The 16,494-nt window shown below is 60.8% G+C and carries 16 protein-coding genes; 5 read left to right on the top strand and 11 right to left on the bottom strand.

Annotation, left to right across the window (positions count from 1 at the left end):
* A partial coding sequence (locus tag VJV58_RS21535) for an ABC transporter substrate binding protein (RefSeq protein WP_324139389.1) occupies positions 1-716 on the bottom strand: 716 nt, incomplete at its 3' end.
* 352 nt (positions 717-1,068) lie between these two features.
* Between VJV58_RS21535 and VJV58_RS21530 the strand changes: the two genes are divergently transcribed.
* A complete protein-coding gene (locus tag VJV58_RS21530) occupies positions 1,069-1,800 on the top strand; it encodes a sulfite exporter TauE/SafE family protein (RefSeq protein ID WP_324139388.1) in 732 nt (243 codons plus the stop codon).
* A gap of 78 nt (positions 1,801-1,878) precedes the next feature.
* On the opposite strand, the gene VJV58_RS21525 is transcribed toward VJV58_RS21530, so the two are convergent.
* Positions 1,879-2,709, bottom strand: coding sequence for an N-acyl homoserine lactonase family protein (locus tag VJV58_RS21525; RefSeq protein ID WP_324139387.1), 831 nt, complete (start codon positions 2,707-2,709; stop codon positions 1,879-1,881).
* A gap of 286 nt (positions 2,710-2,995) precedes the next feature.
* Here VJV58_RS21525 and VJV58_RS21520 point away from each other — a divergent pair, with 286 nt between their 5' ends.
* From VJV58_RS21520 to VJV58_RS21510, 3 genes are read left to right on the top strand one after another with little or no spacing between them, the layout of a single operon-like run.
* The gene (locus VJV58_RS21520; protein WP_324139386.1) at positions 2,996-3,814 is read left to right on the top strand and encodes a sulfurtransferase/chromate resistance protein; all 819 of its coding nucleotides are present in this window, start codon (positions 2,996-2,998) and stop codon (positions 3,812-3,814) included.
* Between the two features lie 20 nt (positions 3,815-3,834).
* Positions 3,835-5,205: a chromate efflux transporter gene (gene chrA / locus VJV58_RS21515; RefSeq protein ID WP_324139391.1), complete on the top strand. Its 1,371-nt coding sequence runs from the start codon at positions 3,835-3,837 to the stop codon at positions 5,203-5,205.
* 44 nt (positions 5,206-5,249) lie between these two features.
* Positions 5,250-6,137, top strand: coding sequence for a DUF1259 domain-containing protein (locus VJV58_RS21510; protein ID WP_324139385.1), 888 nt, complete (start codon positions 5,250-5,252; stop codon positions 6,135-6,137).
* A 109-nt stretch (positions 6,138-6,246) separates the two neighbouring features.
* Here VJV58_RS21510 and parC read toward each other — a convergent pair whose 3' ends face one another.
* The 9 genes from parC to VJV58_RS21465 form a co-directional block, all read right to left on the bottom strand.
* Positions 6,247-8,502 (bottom strand): DNA topoisomerase IV subunit A, encoded by a 2,256-nt coding sequence (parC, locus tag VJV58_RS21505; RefSeq protein WP_324139384.1) that lies wholly within the window; start codon positions 8,500-8,502, stop codon positions 6,247-6,249.
* A gap of 75 nt (positions 8,503-8,577) precedes the next feature.
* On the bottom strand, positions 8,578-9,327 hold the full coding sequence (gene recO / locus VJV58_RS21500) for a DNA repair protein RecO (protein ID WP_324139383.1): 750 nt from the start codon (positions 9,325-9,327) through the stop codon (positions 8,578-8,580).
* Between the two features lie 36 nt (positions 9,328-9,363).
* A complete protein-coding gene (locus tag VJV58_RS21495; protein ID WP_324139382.1) occupies positions 9,364-9,744 on the bottom strand; it encodes a hypothetical protein in 381 nt (126 codons plus the stop codon).
* A gap of 11 nt (positions 9,745-9,755) precedes the next feature.
* Positions 9,756-10,688: a GTPase Era gene (gene era / locus VJV58_RS21490; protein WP_324139381.1), complete on the bottom strand. Its 933-nt coding sequence runs from the start codon at positions 10,686-10,688 to the stop codon at positions 9,756-9,758.
* Positions 10,678-11,496: a ribonuclease III gene (gene rnc, locus VJV58_RS21485; RefSeq protein WP_324139380.1), complete on the bottom strand. Its 819-nt coding sequence runs from the start codon at positions 11,494-11,496 to the stop codon at positions 10,678-10,680. The genes era and rnc overlap by 11 nt, the downstream gene beginning before the upstream one ends.
* Positions 11,493-12,254, bottom strand: a complete 762-nt coding sequence (lepB, locus tag VJV58_RS21480; protein ID WP_324139379.1) for a signal peptidase I — start codon at positions 12,252-12,254, stop codon at positions 11,493-11,495. The genes rnc and lepB overlap by 4 nt, the downstream gene beginning before the upstream one ends.
* 277 nt (positions 12,255-12,531) lie before the next feature.
* Positions 12,532-12,951, bottom strand: coding sequence for a holo-ACP synthase (gene acpS, locus VJV58_RS21475; RefSeq protein WP_324139378.1), 420 nt, complete (start codon positions 12,949-12,951; stop codon positions 12,532-12,534).
* The gene (locus VJV58_RS21470) at positions 12,948-13,739 is read right to left on the bottom strand and encodes a pyridoxine 5'-phosphate synthase (RefSeq protein WP_324139377.1); all 792 of its coding nucleotides are present in this window, start codon (positions 13,737-13,739) and stop codon (positions 12,948-12,950) included. Before VJV58_RS21470 ends, acpS begins: the two co-directional genes overlap by 4 nt.
* A gap of 155 nt (positions 13,740-13,894) precedes the next feature.
* The gene (locus VJV58_RS21465; RefSeq protein WP_324139390.1) at positions 13,895-16,189 is read right to left on the bottom strand and encodes a bifunctional (p)ppGpp synthetase/guanosine-3',5'-bis(diphosphate) 3'-pyrophosphohydrolase; all 2,295 of its coding nucleotides are present in this window, start codon (positions 16,187-16,189) and stop codon (positions 13,895-13,897) included.
* Positions 16,190-16,273: 84 nt separating this feature from the next.
* On the opposite strand from VJV58_RS21465, the gene VJV58_RS21460 reads away from it, so the two are divergent.
* Positions 16,274-16,494, top strand: a 221-nt coding sequence (locus VJV58_RS21460; protein ID WP_324139376.1) for a hypothetical protein, incomplete at its 3' end; no start/stop codon positions are given.

The raw sequence follows: 16,494 nt of genomic DNA, 5'->3' as shown, positions 1-16,494 counted from the left end.
AGGCAGCCGGAATTCGCGCGCGAACTCCGCAATGGCAGCCGCTTTGTCCACAAAGATGGGCGACGAGTGCACCAGAATCGCGTCAACCTTTGCATCGACGGCGCGTTGGAAGGCGCTGCGAAAATCACCGGGTTGATCGATCCCGAACAGCGTTGTCGCGATCCCCACCTTTTGCGCAGAGATTTCACCGGCTTTGACCTGAGTTTGATCGAGGTGAAGGTCGTAAAGCAATCCGGCGTGACTGAGTGGGGCACCAATTCGCGGATGATCTGTATCCACTTGCTGGCGATCTCCGGCGCGTCAAAGAACACTCCGGTCACATTACCACCGGGTCTATTGAGGCTCTGCGCGGCACCGATCGCGATCGGGTCGGATTCGAGATCAAGCGCGACAATGGGAATGGTTTGGGTCGCGCGGCGCGCCGCCTCCAGGCTGCCCGATGCGATCGCAACGATGACATCTACCCGGCTTTCGACAAGCTCACTGGCATATTTGAAAAGTGACTGGCTGTCGCCTCCAGCCGACTTAATCATAAGTGTTACTTTTTCAGCCCCGAGCTCGCTCGCGACCCCCTCGTTGAGGCGTTTTTCCCGCTCTTCGCCGAACAATCCCGGAAACAGCACGCCTACTCTTCGTAAGGCCGCTGCCTGCTGTGCCTGCGCAGAGGCTGATAAAATGGCGCCAGTCGCAAACGTCAGGAAATGCCGGCGTCGCATTGTTGCCTCCGAAGCCGCAATCGTCTGCTCGCACGCGAATTCTTGCAGCGCAGCCTGACACAGTTACCTGTTGCTTTGGAAGCGCTTTCAAATCAGACCCGAAACAGGAACGACCGAACCCGCCCTAGGAAATCCTGTGGCAGTGCAAGCGTGATATCACGTTCAAACCCGCACGCGCTCAAACGGCGCACTCCGGACTTGGCCGATTGAACATCGACGCGATCACGCATGATGTTCATCCGCAGCTTGCATTCCGGGATCACAGGCGTAACTTGAATCCGGGGACAATGCGGCCTCCCCGTAAAATGGCGATCCCATTCAAGCGCTGCTCGCTTTTGTTTGGAGCGAGCACATGGATGGATTTCCACTCGAGATTCCGATCTTTCTTGTTGCGACATTTGCAGGCGCGCTGGTCGCCGGGCTGTCGGGGTTCGCCTTCGGGCTGATCGCCGCCTCGATCTGGCTGTACATTCTCAATCCCCTGCAGACCGCGTCGCTGATCATGGCATTCGGCCTGATCGTGCAGGGCTACTCCGTTTACAAGCTGCGCAGCGCGGTGAATTGGAAAAAACTCTGGCCGTTTGTGCTTGGCGCCGCGCTCGGGGTCCCCTTTGGCGTGGCGATCCTGAGCTGGGCGAATCCTGTGCATGTGCGCGCGGGTGTGGGGGCGTTTCTGATTTTGTACAGCCTGTATGCGTTGTTCCGTCCTGCGATTGCGCCGATCAAGGCTGGTGGCGCGATGGCCGATGCGGTCGTTGGATTTTTAAACGGCGTGCTCGGCGGCATGACCGGGCTTGCCGGAATCCTCGTAACTATCTGGTGCGGGCTGCGCGGCTGGCCGAAAGACGTGCAGCGCGCGGTGTTTCAGCCAGTGGCGGTTGCGATATTCCTGATGAGTGCACTGTGGATCGGCGCGAGCGGCTCGGTCACGTCCGAAACTGTACAATTGTTTTTGCTCGGCCTGCCTGCCTTGTTCGCCGGTACATGGCTCGGCTTGAAACTGTTCGGTCAGCTTGACGAACCTGCATTTCGCAAAGTGGTGCTCGCGCTGCTGCTCGGATCTGGAGCGGTGCTGATGCTCTAGTGCCGTCCTATTGTGCAGGCTCACAACGAGAAGCGAGGCGGCTCGCCGCCCCCCTCGCCTGTTTCGCGGCTCGCCTGCTCAGTCGTAGAACTCAGGCGCCATCTTCAGGGTATCGCGCTGTGCTTTGTCGTGGTTGATCCAAAGCTGCGCTTTTTCCTTTGTCAGCGTATCCGAAATTTTTTGCATCGAAGCCAGCGTTTTTTCCTTGTCGAAATTGATCGCCGGGACCCGGCGGTTATCCCAATTCTCCTTGAAGTGCGCCGCATCGCCTGAGAGCACAACCGCCCCAGTCTTCGGCAGCTTCACCAGCAAGGATTGATGACCCGGCGTATGGCCGGGCGTTGAAAGAATGACCACGCTGCCGTCGCCAAACAGGTCACGGTCGCCTTCCAGCTTGGTGACCGGATGCTCCGGCTTGAACCGCGGTGCGTTGTTTGCGCCCGGCCACTCGTACTCGGCCTTCTGGACGTAGAGCGTCGCGGCAGGAAACAGCTCGACATTCCCCACGTGGTCAGGATGGGTATGTGATATGGCCACGGCCTTGATGTCGGAAGGCTTGAGCCCGAGCTGATCGAGCTGAGCCACCAATGTCTTGGGGCGATGCCAGTGAACGGATTTCGGATCTGATGGCGCGAGCCCATTGGGCATCGCCGCTACCGCATCGGAGACCCCGGTGTCCCACAACAACCAGCCCTGCGGGTGTTTGATGAGATAGCAGTTGTCGACGAAGTCCATCGATTTGCCTTCATTGACCCCAGGGGACCATCGCGAGATATCGCCGGCAACGCCCTCGCCGCAATTGAGGATGTAAAGCCTCTCGACGCCGGACTTGCTGGTTTGCGCATGGCCAGAATTGAACGACACGGCCAATGACAGTACCGCGGTAACGAGAACACCTGCTCGGTTCATTTGTCATTTCCTCCATCGGGGCAGACCGGCAATCTCGAACCGGTGCGAGCGATCTTAGTTCAACGCGACTTTTGCATCCAGACGGCGCGCATTCCGAGAAGGGCTGTTGTGCGAATGCATTTAGAATGAAGCACTTGCGTCACCCTTGACGAACTGGCGGTGCGGCCCAACCACATTGACAGCCGACGGCGTTTTCGCTGTAATACGGTGCATGGGGATTGTGCGATCTCCCCATGAGGCGACATGCCCAAGTATCGCGTCCCGTATCTCTTGCGAGGGCGCACCCATGTCATCCCCCACCACCATATCGTCAGAGAAGCTTTCGCGCCTGATCGGTACAGCAAGAATGCCCGTGCTGATCGATGTTCGCACTGACGAGGACTTTGCCACCGACCCACGGCTGATCCCCGGCTCCATCAAACGCGATGACCAAGCTGCCGAGCGATGGGGCAAGGAATATTCCGGCCGCAAAGCGGTCGTGGCCTGCCTGCGCGGTCAGAAACTGGCCCAGGGCACGACCGCATGGCTGAGGCAGCTCGGCGTAATGGCCGAATCCCTCGAAGGCGGCTTTGAGGGCTGGAAGGCGGCAAAATTGCCCCTGGTCGTGGCATCGAAGCTGCCACCCCGAGACGCGCACGGGCGCACCGTTTGGGTTACGCGAGCTCGGCCGAAGATCGACCGGATCGCCTGCCCTTGGCTGATCCGGCGCTTCATTGATCCCAACGCCGTGTTTCTGTTCGTGGCGCCGGCCGAAGTCGTGGGCGTCGGCGAGCGCTTCAACGCCGTCCCGTTCGACATCGAGAACGTGTTCTGGAGCCACCGCGGTGAACTCTGCACGTTCGATGTCATGGTCGAGGAGTTTGGTCTGGCGACGCCGCCACTGCTGCGGCTTGCAACCATGGTCCGGGCCGCCGATACCGGGCGTCTCGATCTCTCGCCGGAAGCGCCGGGACTGCTCGCGGCCTCGCTCGGCCTCTCGCGAATGTACGACGACGATCTCGAGCAACTCGAAGCCGGCATCGCCATTTACGACGCGTTCTACCGCTGGTGCCGTGATGCGACCAGCGAAACGCACAACTGGCCAAGCAGTAAGGCAAAGCCGTGATCGATACCACCGCAACCGAGATGAACTACAAAGCTGATGCCGACCACGGCATCAGCTTTGGCGAGGCCTTTCGGGTGTGGCTAAAGGTGGCGCTGTTGAGTTTCGGCGGGCCGGCCGGGCAGATCGCCGTGATGCATCGCATTCTGGTCGAGGAAAAGAACTGGATTTCCGAAAGCCGGTTTCTGCACGCACTTAACTACTGCATGCTGCTGCCGGGCCCCGAAGCGCAGCAGCTTGCCACCTATATCGGCTGGCTGTTGCATCGCACGGCGGGCGGCATCATGGCCGGCGGGTTGTTCATTGTGCCCGGCATCCTCTCCATCATGGGACTGAGTTACATCTATGCCGCGTTCGGCAAAGTCGGCTTCATCGAGGCGCTGTTCTTCGGATTGAAGGCCGCCGTGCTCGCGATCGTCATTCAGGCGGTGGTCCGCGTCGGCAAACGCGCGCTACGCAACCGCATCATGGTGGCGCTGGCGGCGATCGCCTTCATCGCCATTTTCTTTTTCGACGTCCCGTTTCCGATCATCATCATCGGCGCCGGCATGATCGGATATTTCGGCGCCAAAACCGCACGGCCGGAATTCGCGGCCGTACCGCACGGCGGTGGCAAAGCCGGTGCTGCGATTGACAGCATGCTCGGCGAGGAGTTGCCTGACCACGTCCGGCCCACTGTGCGGCGAGCGCTAAAAGTCAGCGCGATCTGGCTCGTGCTGTGGCTGGTGCCGGTCTCCGCGCTTCTAATCGCCTTCGGCCAGGACAATGTGTTCAGCCAGATCGCGCTCTTCTTCAGCAAGATGGCAATGGTGACTTTCGGAGGCGCCTATGCGGTGCTGGCCTATGTCGCGCAGCAGGCGGTCGAGCACTATCATTGGCTAGGGCCGCGCGAAATGCTCGATGGGCTCGGCATGGCCGAGACCACGCCCGGCCCGCTGATCATGGTGCTGCAGTTCGTTGGCTTCATGGCCGCGTATCGCGATCCCGGCACCCTGTCGCCGATGCTGGCGGGTACGCTTGGCGGATTGCTCGCCACGTGGGTCACTTTCACCCCGTGCTTCCTCTGGATCTTCCTGGGGGCGCCATTCATCGAGATTTTGCGCGGCAACAAGGGACTTGCGGGCGCGCTGACCGCGATTACCGCAGCCGTGGTCGGCGTGATCCTCAATTTATCGGTCTGGTTCGCGCTGCATACGGTGTTCCGGCAGACCACGCCCGTTCGGTCGTTCGGGATGTCATTCGATCTGCCTGTGCTCTCGAGCGTCGACATTCCCGCGCTGGTTCTGGCAATGGCGGCTGCGACCGCAATCTTCCGCTTCAACATCGGCATGCTTACCGTGCTTGGAGGCTCATGCGCTGCCGGAATTTTGTTGCGGCTGCTGGGGTTGATCTGAACAGCATCGATTCAAAGCTTGGGGCAGATACCAAGGAGAGGACGATGAAACGATCTCTGATATTTTTGACGTTGTTGGGCGCTGGCTTGCCCGCGTTGGCGCAGGCGGCCGAGATCGACTGGAAAAAAGTCGACACCGCGTTGGGCAAGACCGCCGCCGTCTCCGGCGAGGTGCATCGCTACGGATTGCCGCGCAGCGATCTGCACGTCACGCTCGACGGCGTTACGATAAAGCCTGCGCTTGCGCTCGGAGGATGGGTCGCATTCGCGCCGATGCACGATGAAGCGATGGTGATGGGCGATCTCGTGTTGCTCGAAACCGAGATCAATCCTGTCATGACAAAGCTGCTTGAGAGCGGGCTCGAGATTACGGCCGTTCATAATCACATTCTGCGCGCTTCGCCCGCAACCTTCTACATGCATGTCGGCGGCCATGGTGATCCCGTGAAGATGGCGACCGCAATTCGATCGGCCCTTGCGGCCAGCAAAACGCCATTCGATACGCCTGCCACCACTGCCGGTCCCGCCCCTGCAATCGATCTCGATACCGCGAAGCTCGATCAAATCATGGGGGTCAAGGGCCATGCCGCTGGCGGCGTCTACCAATTCGGTGTGCCGCGACGCGACCCGGCCACCGAAAGTGGAATGAAGGTGACCGGGCCCCTCGGCGGCGCCAACGGAATAAACTTCCAGCCGACCGGCAACGGCAAGGCCGCGATCACCGGTGACTTTCTCGTGACCGGCAATGAGGTCAACCCGCTCGTTCGCGCGCTGCGGGCCGGCAATATCGAGGTGACGGCGATCCACAGCCACATGCTGGATGAACAACCGCGCATGTTCTTCATTCACTTCTGGGCCAATGACGACGCGCTGAAACTTGCCCAAGGCATTCGGAACGCGCTCGACACCACGGCTGTTGCCAAGGCGCAGTGATTGAGAACGACAGATAGGCGGACGACACTGCCGATCCGGTGGTGATGCGCCGCGAGGGTTGGGACGCAATCCGCTATGGAGCGCGGCCAGCGCGGCCGCGACCTTGCGCCTATTCCACGCTCCGGCCGAATTTGTTCGACTTGGGAAAACCCTTTGGCGGCAAGCGGCCGGCGTCGGCGCGGTTGCCGCGCCAGTCGGCAAGCTCCTTCATGGTGGCGCTGAACTCGCGCCCAGCGGAGTCCCTCCAGGTCAGGCCCTCCTTGGCGTCGAAAGTGGTGACGTCTGATAATCCGCCATCCCGGTATTTCTGCAGGCGAACGCCGCGGCCGCGGGCCATCTCTGGGACCTGATCGATCGGAAACAGCAGCATCTTGCGGTTCTCGCCGATCACGGCAACGGTATCGCCGTTGACGGTCGCAATCGCGCGAGCCTCGTTCGGCATTTCGACGTTCAGCACCTGCTTGCCCTTGCGGGTGTTGCCGACGCAATCGTCCTCGTTCACCACGAAGCCCTGCCCCTCATGGCTGGCGATCAGGAACTTGCGTCCACCTTTGTTGACGAACAGGGACACGATCGCCGCATCCTGCTCCATATCGATGAACATCCGGATCGGCTCACCGTGGCCGCGGCCGCCCGGCAGCTTTGCGACGTCGAGTGAATAAAATTTTCCGTTGGTGGCAAACAGCAGGAGCTTCGAGGTAGTTTCGGCGAAGAACGTGAAGCCAAGCTGGTCGTCCGTCTTGAACGTCAGCCCGGACAGGTCGGACACCTGGCCCTTCAGCGTACGCACCCAGCCTTTGTCGGACACCACGACAGTAACCGGCTCGCGCTCGACGAACGCCTCCTCGATCGCGGCGAGGTCGTGCTCCGGCGCGTCCGCAAATTGGGTGCGACGTTTGCCGAGCGGCGTCTTAGGCCCGAACATATCGCGCACCTTGCGTACTTGGTCGCCGACTTTCGACCACTGCTCGGTTTCCGATCCGAGCAGCGCCTTGACGCCTTTCAACTCGCTACGAAGATTCTTGTCTTCCGTGCGGATCTCGATTTCCTCGAGCTTGCGCAAACTGCGCAGCCGCATGTTGAGGATGGCGTCGGCCTGGATTTCCGTGAGCTTGAACGCCTTAATCAGCGCCGGCTTGGGTTCGTCCTCGGTGCGGATGATCTTGATCACTTTGTCGATGTTCAGATAGGCGATCAAATAGCCCCCGAGCACCTCCAGCCGATGCTCGATCTGCTCCTTGCGATAATTAGTTCGACGCACCAATACGTCGCGGAGATGATCAAGCCACTCGCGCAAGCACTCGGCAAGACCGAGCACTCTTGGGACCTTGCCCTTCACCAGTACGTTGAGGTTCAACGGAATGCGGCTTTCCAGCTCTGTCAGACGGAATAGCGATTCCATCAGCAGTTCCGGATCTACCGCGCGAGATTTCGGTTCGATGACGAGGCGAACGTCTTCAGCCGATTCATCGCGGACATCGCCGACCAGCGGCAGCTTTTTGTCATTGAGCAGTTCAGCGATCTTCTCGACTAACCGGGACTTCTGCACCAGCCAGGGAATTTCGGTGATGACGACGACCCAGGTGCCGCGTGCGCCCTCTTCCTGGACCCATTTGGCGCGGGTCCGAAACGAACCCCGCCCGGTTACATAGGCTTCAGCGATGCTTTCCTTGGAATCGACAATGATGCCGCCGGTGGGAAAATCCGGACCCTTCACCCATTTCAGCAGTGTTTTCGACTTCGCCTCGGGCTTGTCGATCAGATGGAGGGCCGCATCGCACAGCTCTGCAACATTGTGTGGCGGTATCGAGGTCGCCATGCCGACCGCGATACCCTGGGCGCCATTGGCGAGCAGGTTTGGAAATCCGCCTGGCAGGACGACCGGCTCTTTCGACTGGCCGTCATAGTTGGGACGGAATTCGACGCCGTCTTCGTCAATGCCCTCCAGCAGCAGGCGCGCGACGTCGGTCATGCGCGCTTCGGTGTAGCGATAGGCGGCGGGATTATCGCCGTCGATATTGCCGAAATTGCCTTGCCCGTCGACCAGCGGATAGCGCGAGGAAAAATCCTGTGCCAACCGCACCATGGCGTCATAGATCGCCTGGTCGCCGTGGGGGTGGAACGAACCCATCACCTCGCCGACGATCTTGGCGGATTTCTTGAACACGCTGCCGGGCTCGAGCCGCAGCAAGCGCATGCCGTAAAGGATGCGTCGATGTACAGGCTTGAGACCGTCACGCGCATCCGGCAATGCACGGTGCATGATGGTCGAGAGCGCGTAAGCGAGATAGCGCTCCTCAAGCGCATCACGCAACATCACCTCGTGAACCTCGGCCGGGTCCGGCGGAATCAGACGTTTGCCCATGAGAAGGGGTTATCCAGTGCTAGGTCGATCGACAAGCGGCGAATCAGCAGATGCAATTTAAGCTGGCCGGCCGCGTTACGGAACCGCCGCCTTGGCGCGAGGACGGATTACCGCATTGATAAAGCCTTCGCGCGCATCCGAATGAGCCTGCCCACGCGGTTCCAGCACATGACGCAGCAGGAACAATCCGGTGAGCGTAAAGCCGTCCTGCAGGTCCTGATCCGACCAGCCGCTCGCGCCGTCGTCGTTCTGGTGCAGGAACGCGGGAAGCCGCAGCAGCCGGTCACGCCAGGGATCGCCAGCGCGCCGGGATACCGCGCCGCCCGATTTTGGCGAGACATAAACCAGCTCAGCGGTTTCACCTGTCGCCGCGCACGTGTCGAGATCGAGTCCAAAGCCGAGCTCAGCGAGCATCGCAAGTTCGAACTTGATGAGATGCGCCGCCGCAGCCCCGATGTTGTCAAAATCCTCCAGGGTGCGATCGAGCATCTCGTATATGTCTTGGTGCGGGTCACGCTCAGGCAACAGCCGCGCCAGTGAAGCCAGATGAGTGACGCCATAGACCGCATGCGAGGACGCCAGCATGGTGGCGGCCCTCAGCGTTGTCCCCTCGATCGCGTAATAGCCCAGATGCTCGTCGAGCCGCGCCCGCCAAACCGCGGATACGCTGTTGCCGGGCTGCAGCAGCGGCCGCATCCGCGAACTCGATCCTCCGCGTACCAGCCCAAGGTGGCGGCCGTGAGCGCGCGTCAGAAGTTCGACGATGGCGCTGGATTCGCCATGGCGCCGCACGCCCAGCACGATGCCTTCGTCAGTCCATTCCATGCTCGAAATCTTACAGGATTCTGCACCGATCCGCAGCTAACCGTTAAACCAGCCTCGGGCGTCGCCGGTAAGCGAAAAATACAACCCTGCCGCAGTCAACGCGCAGGAGACAACTTCGATCGCGCTATCAAGCTTCAGCCCGGTGCCGCCGATAATCTCCAGCAAAGACACCACCGAAAGGAGCAGAGCTGCAGCCAGGACCCAGCGCGGCCAGCTCTTGCGCCGCTGCGCGGCGAGCCAGACCAGAAACACCAAGAGCAGGATCAGCAAGCCATCCATCACGGTCAGGACGAAGATGGTCCGCTCTGTCAGTTCGGCGGTTGGGGTCCGGTCCTGGAATGCGACCGAGAGGGCATCAAGCGTTAGCGACGAATACAGCAGCGCTTCAAACCATAATACGTTCTTGGGCACGTGCATCGGAGTTCCGGTTATTCCCTGGGAAATTCAAGTCCCATTTCGCGGTAGCGATCGGGATCTTCACCCCAATTTTCGCGCACCTTCACGAACAGGAAGAGATGAACGGGCTGGCCAACGATTTCGGCCAGCTCCTTGCGCGATTCCGCGCCGATTGTCTTGATCGTCGCGCCGCCTTTGCCGAGCACGATCTTGCGCTGGCTTTCGCGCTCGACGAAAATCGTCTGCTCGATCCGGATCGATTTGTCCTTGCGCTCGGTCCAGCTGTCGGTCTCGACGGTGGATTGATATGGCAGTTCCTGGTGTAACTGGCGGAAGATTTTTTCGCGAGTGATCTCGGCCGCCAGATGCCGCATCGGCACGTCCGACATCTGGTCTTCGGGGTAATGAAATGGTCCAGGCGGCACCATCTCGGCCAGCGTGTGCCTGAGATCGCCGACCCCGTCGCCCGACAGCGCCGAAACCATGAAAGTGGTGGTGAAGTTCAGGCGTTCATTGGCAGCCTTGGCCAGCGCAAGCAGCTTTTCGCGAGCGACCAGATCGATCTTGTTCAGCACCAGAATCTTGTCATGTTGCACGGTGGCCAATTTGGCGAGGATTGCGTCGGCCTCTTCATCGATTCCCGATTTGGCATCGAGCAGTACACACACCAGATCGGCGTCATGGGCCCCGCTCCACGCGGTGGACACCATCGCCCGATCGAGCCGTCGCTTCGGCAAGAAGATTCCGGGTGTATCGACCAGAATGATCTGCGCGTTACTTTCGATCACGATGCCGCGGATCAGCGCGCGGGTCGTCTGCACCTTGCGCGAAACGATCGTTACCTTGGACCCGACCAGCGCATTCACCAGTGTCGACTTGCCGACGTTCGGCGCGCCGATCAGAGCGACAAAGCCGCAACGCGTGCGCGTGCCCGGCGCCGCATCGGGCCTCGGACTATCCGTCATTGCTGCCGCCGCCGACGCCTTCGCGCTGGATCATGATCGATGCCGCCACCTTTTCAGCGGCCCGTTTGCTGCCGCCGACGCCCTCGGCGGGCGCGAGACCAGGCAAATCGACGGCAACTCGGAACTGTGGATCGTGGTGCGGTCCGGTGCGTTCGACTTCCCGGTAAACCGGGGTTGGCAATCCCTTGCCCTGCGCCCATTCCTGCAACACGGTCTTTGGATCGCGGAACGGCCTCCGCGGCTTGCGCATCCGCTCGGTCCAGTTCCGCTCGACGAATTGCGCCGCTGCTGCGTAACCGCCGTCCAAAAATACCGCGCCGATAACGGCCTCGCAGATGTCGCCGAGAACGGATTTTCGCAGCCGCGCGCCTGCGCCCGCGCCAACCGCGCCAAGCTTGATGTCATCCAAAAGACCGAGCGCCTTCGCGACCTCCGCGCAGCTCTCCTTGCGCACGAGGTCGGCGAGCCGCTTCGATAGTTCGCCTTCATCCGCAGTCGGGAAAGCCCGGTACAGCATGTCCGACACGATCAGTCCGAGCACGTGATCGCCGAGGAATTCGAGACGCTGGTAGCTGTCGCCACGCTTGCGCGCCGATTTCAGCGCGGAAACGTGGGTGAAGGCGGTCATCAGCAAACTGGGGTCGTTGAACTTGTGCCCAATCCGCGCCTCGATAGCTGCGGTAGCGGCCTTTGCGGCGCTCTTGCCGCGTGTCTTTCGGGCTGCCACGGGTGCGCAGTCGGCGTCAGGCTGAGTGGTTGCTTCGCCTGAAGGTGACGAATTCGGAATGTCCGGTGTTTCGTCGTTCATCGCACAATGGTGAATAGCCGATTCCAGCGCACGGCGGTGGGCCAGCGCCAGAACATCCAGGCGTGCTCGCCCTCGGCAATGGAGAAGAAGATCATTTGAGCTCGGCCGATAATATTTTCGAATGGTACGTAGCCCACTGCCGACAGCACCCGACTGTCCGTCGAGTTGTCCCGATTGTCGCCCATCATGAAGAAGTGACCGGGCGGCACCGTGTAGATATTGGTGTTGTCGTAGAATCCGTTATCGACGCAGTCGAGCGACTCGTAGCTGACACCGTTCGGAAGAGTCTCCTTCCAGCGCTTGACGCGCGCGGTGGCATCCGATGACCCGCAGGGATCTTCACCGACGAAGTCACTGAGTCGCTCGCGCTTTACCGGCACATCGTTGATGTAGAGCAGCCCCTCTTTCATTTGGATGCGATCGCCGGGTAAGCCGATCACGCGCTTGATGTAGTCGGTGGTGTCGTCCTTTGGCAGACGAAACACCACAATATCTCCCCGCGACGGCTCGGAGCCGAAGATGCGGCCCGAAAACAGCGGCGGCGACAGCGGTATGGAATAGTGGGTGTACCCATAGGAATATTTCGAGACGAACAAATAGTCGCCGACCAGGAGCGTGGCCTTCATCGAGCCGGATGGAATGTTGAACGGCTGGAACAGGAAGGTGCGGATCACCAGAGCAATTAGAAGCGCGTGGATCACGACCCGGACGGTTTCGCCGAAGCCACTTTCAGGTTTTGTCCCGGATGTCACGCTCATTGCTTTCCCAATTCCCCGCTGCGGTCCACGCGCGGCGGCAGAGCATTTTCCTCACGCGAATCGCTCTCGCATCGCGTCAAGAAAGTGGTCCTATTTCTGATATTGACAGCCCGTCCCGGCACACACCTGAACTGGCTCTTGGTTCGGTCCAAACCTGCGGCGTTTTAGACCCTTGTTCGCAGCCGCGCAATCAACGGTCCGATCAAAATCTGCTAATCCGTTGAGGAACATCCGATTTTACTTCGCGGAACGGCATTCCCCGGCCCGGGCCGCCACTTCAGGGTTTGCCGGGGTGGACCGCCGAAATTATGACGAACGCCTGCGCCAACGGCCAGTCGTCAGTAATACTGATGTCGATCCGCGCGTCATATCCTTGCGGCGTTAGAGCCTGAAGCCGGGCCAGCGCCCCACCCGTCAATTGCATGGTCGGACGACCACCGGGGAGGTTCACGACGCCCATATCCCGCCACCAGACGCCGCGGCGAATACCCGTCCCGAGCGCTTTGGAACAGGCCTCCTTGGCCGCAAAGCGTTTGGCATAGGTCGCCAGCACCATTTTCTCGTTCTTGGCGCGGCGGCCAGCCCGGGCGCGCTCCGCTTCGGTGAAAATGCGATCGAGAAAACGATCGCCATGGCGTTCGATGACTTTTGCCACCCGCCGAATGTCGATCATATCGGAGCCGACGCCGATGATCATGCGCGGTCCGAGCGAGTGGCGGCGACCACGGGCGGTCCAGCTTTGTGGCGTCCCCGATCCATCGCCGCGCGCATTGTCCGGACCGTCTCGCCGAGTCCAACGAAAAGCGCCTCACCCATCATGTAGTAGCCGATGTTGAGTTCCACGATTTCGGCCAGGCTGGCGATCTTTTCAGCCGTAACATAATCGAGCCCGTGGCCAGCGTGGACCTCGAGGCCGGCCGATCGCGCAAGTGCCGCGCCGGCGACAATACGCTGCCATTCCGCCTCGGCTTTCTCCTTGTGACCATCAACGACCGCGTCGCACCAGGCGCCGGTATGAATCTCGATGACGGGCGCGCTCAGCTTCGCGGCCATTTCGATCTGCCGCGGTTCTGCGGCAATGAACAGCGACACCCGTATTGCTGCATCATTCAATCTTGCAATGAAGGGCGCCAGCGCGTTGTGCTGTCCGACAACGTCGAGGCCGCCTTCTGTAGTCAGTTCTTCGCGGCGCTCGGGCACCAGGCAAACTGCGTGAGGCCGGGTCGCAAGTGCAATTCCCAGCATCTCCGGCGTCGCCGCCATTTCGAAGTTCAGCGGCTTTGAAATTTCCGCCTTCAGGCGCGCCATGTCGTCGTCACGAATGTGGCGGCGATCTTCGCGCAGGTGAGCCGTGATGCCGTCTGCACCAGCCTCGATCGCGAGCAAGGCCGCGCGCACCGGGTCGGGGTTCGGCCCGCCGCGCGCGTTGCGAAGCGTCGCAACGTGATCGACATTGACTCCGAGGCGCAGCGGAGGATGGGGCATGCAGGACTCTCGGGATTCAGATTTGGCTTCCCTCATCCTGCGGACCGCAGCACGAGGGATGATGTGATCTCATGGTGGAGACGGCGGATCGGACAGCGGAGTCAGACCGTGCGAAAGGCGCCTCCTCACGATGACGGATAGACTGCGCATCGATCCTATCCATTGACGCGCTCGACCCGAGCGACCACGGCCTTGGCGCGCAATTGCGCGATGATAGCGCTGAGATGCTTCAAGTCATAGACCTCAAGATCGATCGTCAGCTCGGTAAAATCAGGCGAGCGCCTGAACATGCTGATATTGTCGATGTTGCCGTCGTGCTCGGCAATGACGGTCGCGACCTGGGCGAGGCTTCCGGGCTCATTGACATTGTCGACCAGGATGCGCGCCGGAAACCTCTGCGGAGTGGATTCATCGACATCCCAGCGAACGTCGAGCCAGCGCTCCGGCTCTTCTTCGAAGTCCTTTAATGCCGGCGATTGGATCGGATAGATCGTGATGCCCTCACCCGGTGAGACGATGCCCACGATCCGGTCTCCCGGCACGGCGCCGCCATTCGGCGCGAACTTGACCGGCAAGTCCGAATTGATGCCGCGCACTGGTATCGCCGACGGGCTCCGCGATGGATCAGGTGGCGATTTCAACTTCAATTTGACCGCAAGGCTTTTCTTCGCGCCATAGCGGGCGACCCGCTCTTCCTTATAATCCGGATACATCGCCCGGGCGACGTCGGAAGCTTTCATCTCACCGCGCCCGACCGCCGCCATCACATCCTCGACCGAGCCGCGCGCCAGCCGCGGCAGCGCGCCCCTGAGCTTGTCATCGGCGTATTCGATCTTAGCACGCACGAAAAGCCGCTCGACGATACGGCGGCCCAGCCCGGCATATTGATCGCGCACGGCGGTGCGGGTCGCCCGCCGAATCGCAGCCCGAGCCTTGCCGGTCACCGCCAGCGATTCCCATGCGGACGGCGGTGCTGACTGGGCCTCCGACGTGAGGACCTCCACCTCGTCGCCGTTCTGCAGCTCCGAGGAGAGCGGCGCGAACTTGCCATTGATCTTGCAGCCCACCGCGCTGTTGCCGACATCAGTATGCACGGCATAGGCGAAGTCGATCACATTGGCCTGACGCGGCAGCGCGATCAGCTTGCCCTTCGGCGTGAAGCAGAACACCTGATCGTGGAACAGTTCGAGCTTGGTATGCTCCAGAAATTCTTCCGGATTGGCGCTTTCGGAGAGGATGCCGATGGTGTGACGCAGCCAGGCAAACGCGTTGGATTCGCGCTTCAAGAGTTCGGTCGGCGAGCCGACGCCGTCCTTGTAGAAGGCATGGGCGGCGATGCCGAACTCGGCGATCTGGTCCATCTCCTCGGTGCGCAGCTGTAGTTCGACGCGCTGATTGCCGGGGCCGATCACGGTGGTGTGGATCGAACGGTAATCGTTCTGCTTCGGAGTCGAGATGTAATCCTTGAAGCGACCGGGCACGACCGGCCAGGTCGTATGCACCACCCCGAGCGCTCGGTAGCAGGATTCGACATCCTTCATCACAACCCGGAAGCCGAAAATATCCGACAGTTGCTCGAATCCAACCGACTTGCGCTCCATCTTGGTCCAGATCGAAAACGGTTGCTTCCGCCGCCCATAGACATGAGCGTTGACGCCGTTTTTCTGCAGGTTCTTGGAGAGCTGGCTTTCGATCTCGCCGATCAGGTTGCGATTGCGCTCGGCGAGTGAGTCCAGCCGCTGCGTCACCACCGCGTAAGCCTCCGGATCGAGGGTGCGGAACGAGAGGTCTTCAAGCTCCTCCCGCATCTCCTGCATACCCATGCGGCCGGCGAGCGGCGCGTAAATGTCGAGCGTCTCCTCGGCAATGCGGCGCCGTGAGACCGGGGGGACGAATTCGAGGGTGCGCATGTTGTGCAGCCGGTCGGCGAGCTTGATCAGGAGCACGCGGACATCATCAGCGATCGCCAGCAACAGCTTGCGCAGGTTCTCGGCCTGCTTGGCCTCGCGCGAGACCAACTCCAGGCGTTTCAGCTTGGTGAGACCCTCAACCAGGGCGCCGATCTCCGGCCCGAAAATATGATCGATTTCACTGCGGGTAGCCTCGGTGTCCTCGATGGTGTCGTGCAGCAGCGCCGCGACGATGGTGGCATCATCAAGCTTGAGGTCGGTAAGGATCGCCGCGACCTCGAGCGGATGTGAAAAATAGGGATCGCCGGAGGCGCGGGTTTGCGCGCCATGCGCCTTCATGGCGTAAACGTAAGCGCGGTTCAGCAGGTCTTCATTGGTGTCTGGGTTGTAGGACCTGACCCGTTCAACCAGATCATATTGCCGCATCATGCGCGGACGGGGCGGCTTGGCCGCTCTCGCCGACACCGGCGATGAAGGCGCCACGGCAACCGATTCGGTCGCGGCCTGCATCTGAGATGTGGTGCGGCGCCAGTTCACCATTGGGATCACTGCCTTCATGGTCCGGCCCCGACAAGCGGCCGGCCTCCTGTTTACCTAATGCGTCCGCGAGCACAGCAGCACCTAATGGGCCGTAAAAATGCTCTATTTTGGACACCGGGCGGCGGCGAAGGCCGGACCGGTAACCCCAGATCATCGGGAGCGGCCGTACCGGACCGACACCGCGTCGGTGGGCACATGGTAACCATGGAAAGGTCAACAAAAGCAAAGGCCCGGATCGATATCCGGGCCTTTCGTAAAATCTGCGGCTTTTTATCTAACCTGCGCGCCTATTCATCCTCTTCCGG

Source organism: Bradyrhizobium sp. (assembly GCF_035273305.1).
Lineage (GTDB): Bacteria > Pseudomonadota > Alphaproteobacteria > Rhizobiales > Xanthobacteraceae > Bradyrhizobium.
This window is presented reverse-complemented; position numbering and strand designations above follow the sequence as displayed.

What these genes read in the sequence shown, in the direction of transcription:
- rnc (WP_324139380.1), bottom strand. Translation starts at nt 11,496, where the DNA reads ATGAACGACGAAACACCGGACATTCCGAATTCGTCACCTTCAGGCGAA.
- era (WP_324139381.1), bottom strand. Translation starts at nt 10,688, where the DNA reads ATGACGGATAGTCCGAGGCCCGATGCGGCGCCGGGCACGCGCACGCGT.
- recO (WP_324139383.1), bottom strand. Translation starts at nt 9,327, where the DNA reads ATGGAATGGACTGACGAAGGCATCGTGCTGGGCGTGCGGCGCCATGGC.
- VJV58_RS21470 (WP_324139377.1), bottom strand. Translation starts at nt 13,739, where the DNA reads ATGCCCCATCCTCCGCTGCGCCTCGGAGTCAATGTCGATCACGTTGCG.
- parC (WP_324139384.1), bottom strand. Translation starts at nt 8,502, where the DNA reads ATGGGCAAACGTCTGATTCCGCCGGACCCGGCCGAGGTTCACGAGGTG.
- lepB (WP_324139379.1), bottom strand. Translation starts at nt 12,254, where the DNA reads ATGAGCGTGACATCCGGGACAAAACCTGAAAGTGGCTTCGGCGAAACC.
- VJV58_RS21495 (WP_324139382.1), bottom strand. Translation starts at nt 9,744, where the DNA reads ATGCACGTGCCCAAGAACGTATTATGGTTTGAAGCGCTGCTGTATTCG.
- VJV58_RS21520 (WP_324139386.1), top strand. Translation starts at nt 2,996, where the DNA reads ATGTCATCCCCCACCACCATATCGTCAGAGAAGCTTTCGCGCCTGATC.
- VJV58_RS21510 (WP_324139385.1), top strand. Translation starts at nt 5,250, where the DNA reads ATGAAACGATCTCTGATATTTTTGACGTTGTTGGGCGCTGGCTTGCCC.
- acpS (WP_324139378.1), bottom strand. Translation starts at nt 12,951, where the DNA reads ATGATCATCGGCGTCGGCTCCGATATGATCGACATTCGGCGGGTGGCA.
- chrA (WP_324139391.1), top strand. Translation starts at nt 3,835, where the DNA reads ATGAACTACAAAGCTGATGCCGACCACGGCATCAGCTTTGGCGAGGCC.
- VJV58_RS21530 (WP_324139388.1), top strand. Translation starts at nt 1,069, where the DNA reads ATGGATGGATTTCCACTCGAGATTCCGATCTTTCTTGTTGCGACATTT.
- VJV58_RS21525 (WP_324139387.1), bottom strand. Translation starts at nt 2,709, where the DNA reads ATGAACCGAGCAGGTGTTCTCGTTACCGCGGTACTGTCATTGGCCGTG.
- VJV58_RS21465 (WP_324139390.1), bottom strand. Translation starts at nt 16,189, where the DNA reads ATGGTGAACTGGCGCCGCACCACATCTCAGATGCAGGCCGCGACCGAA.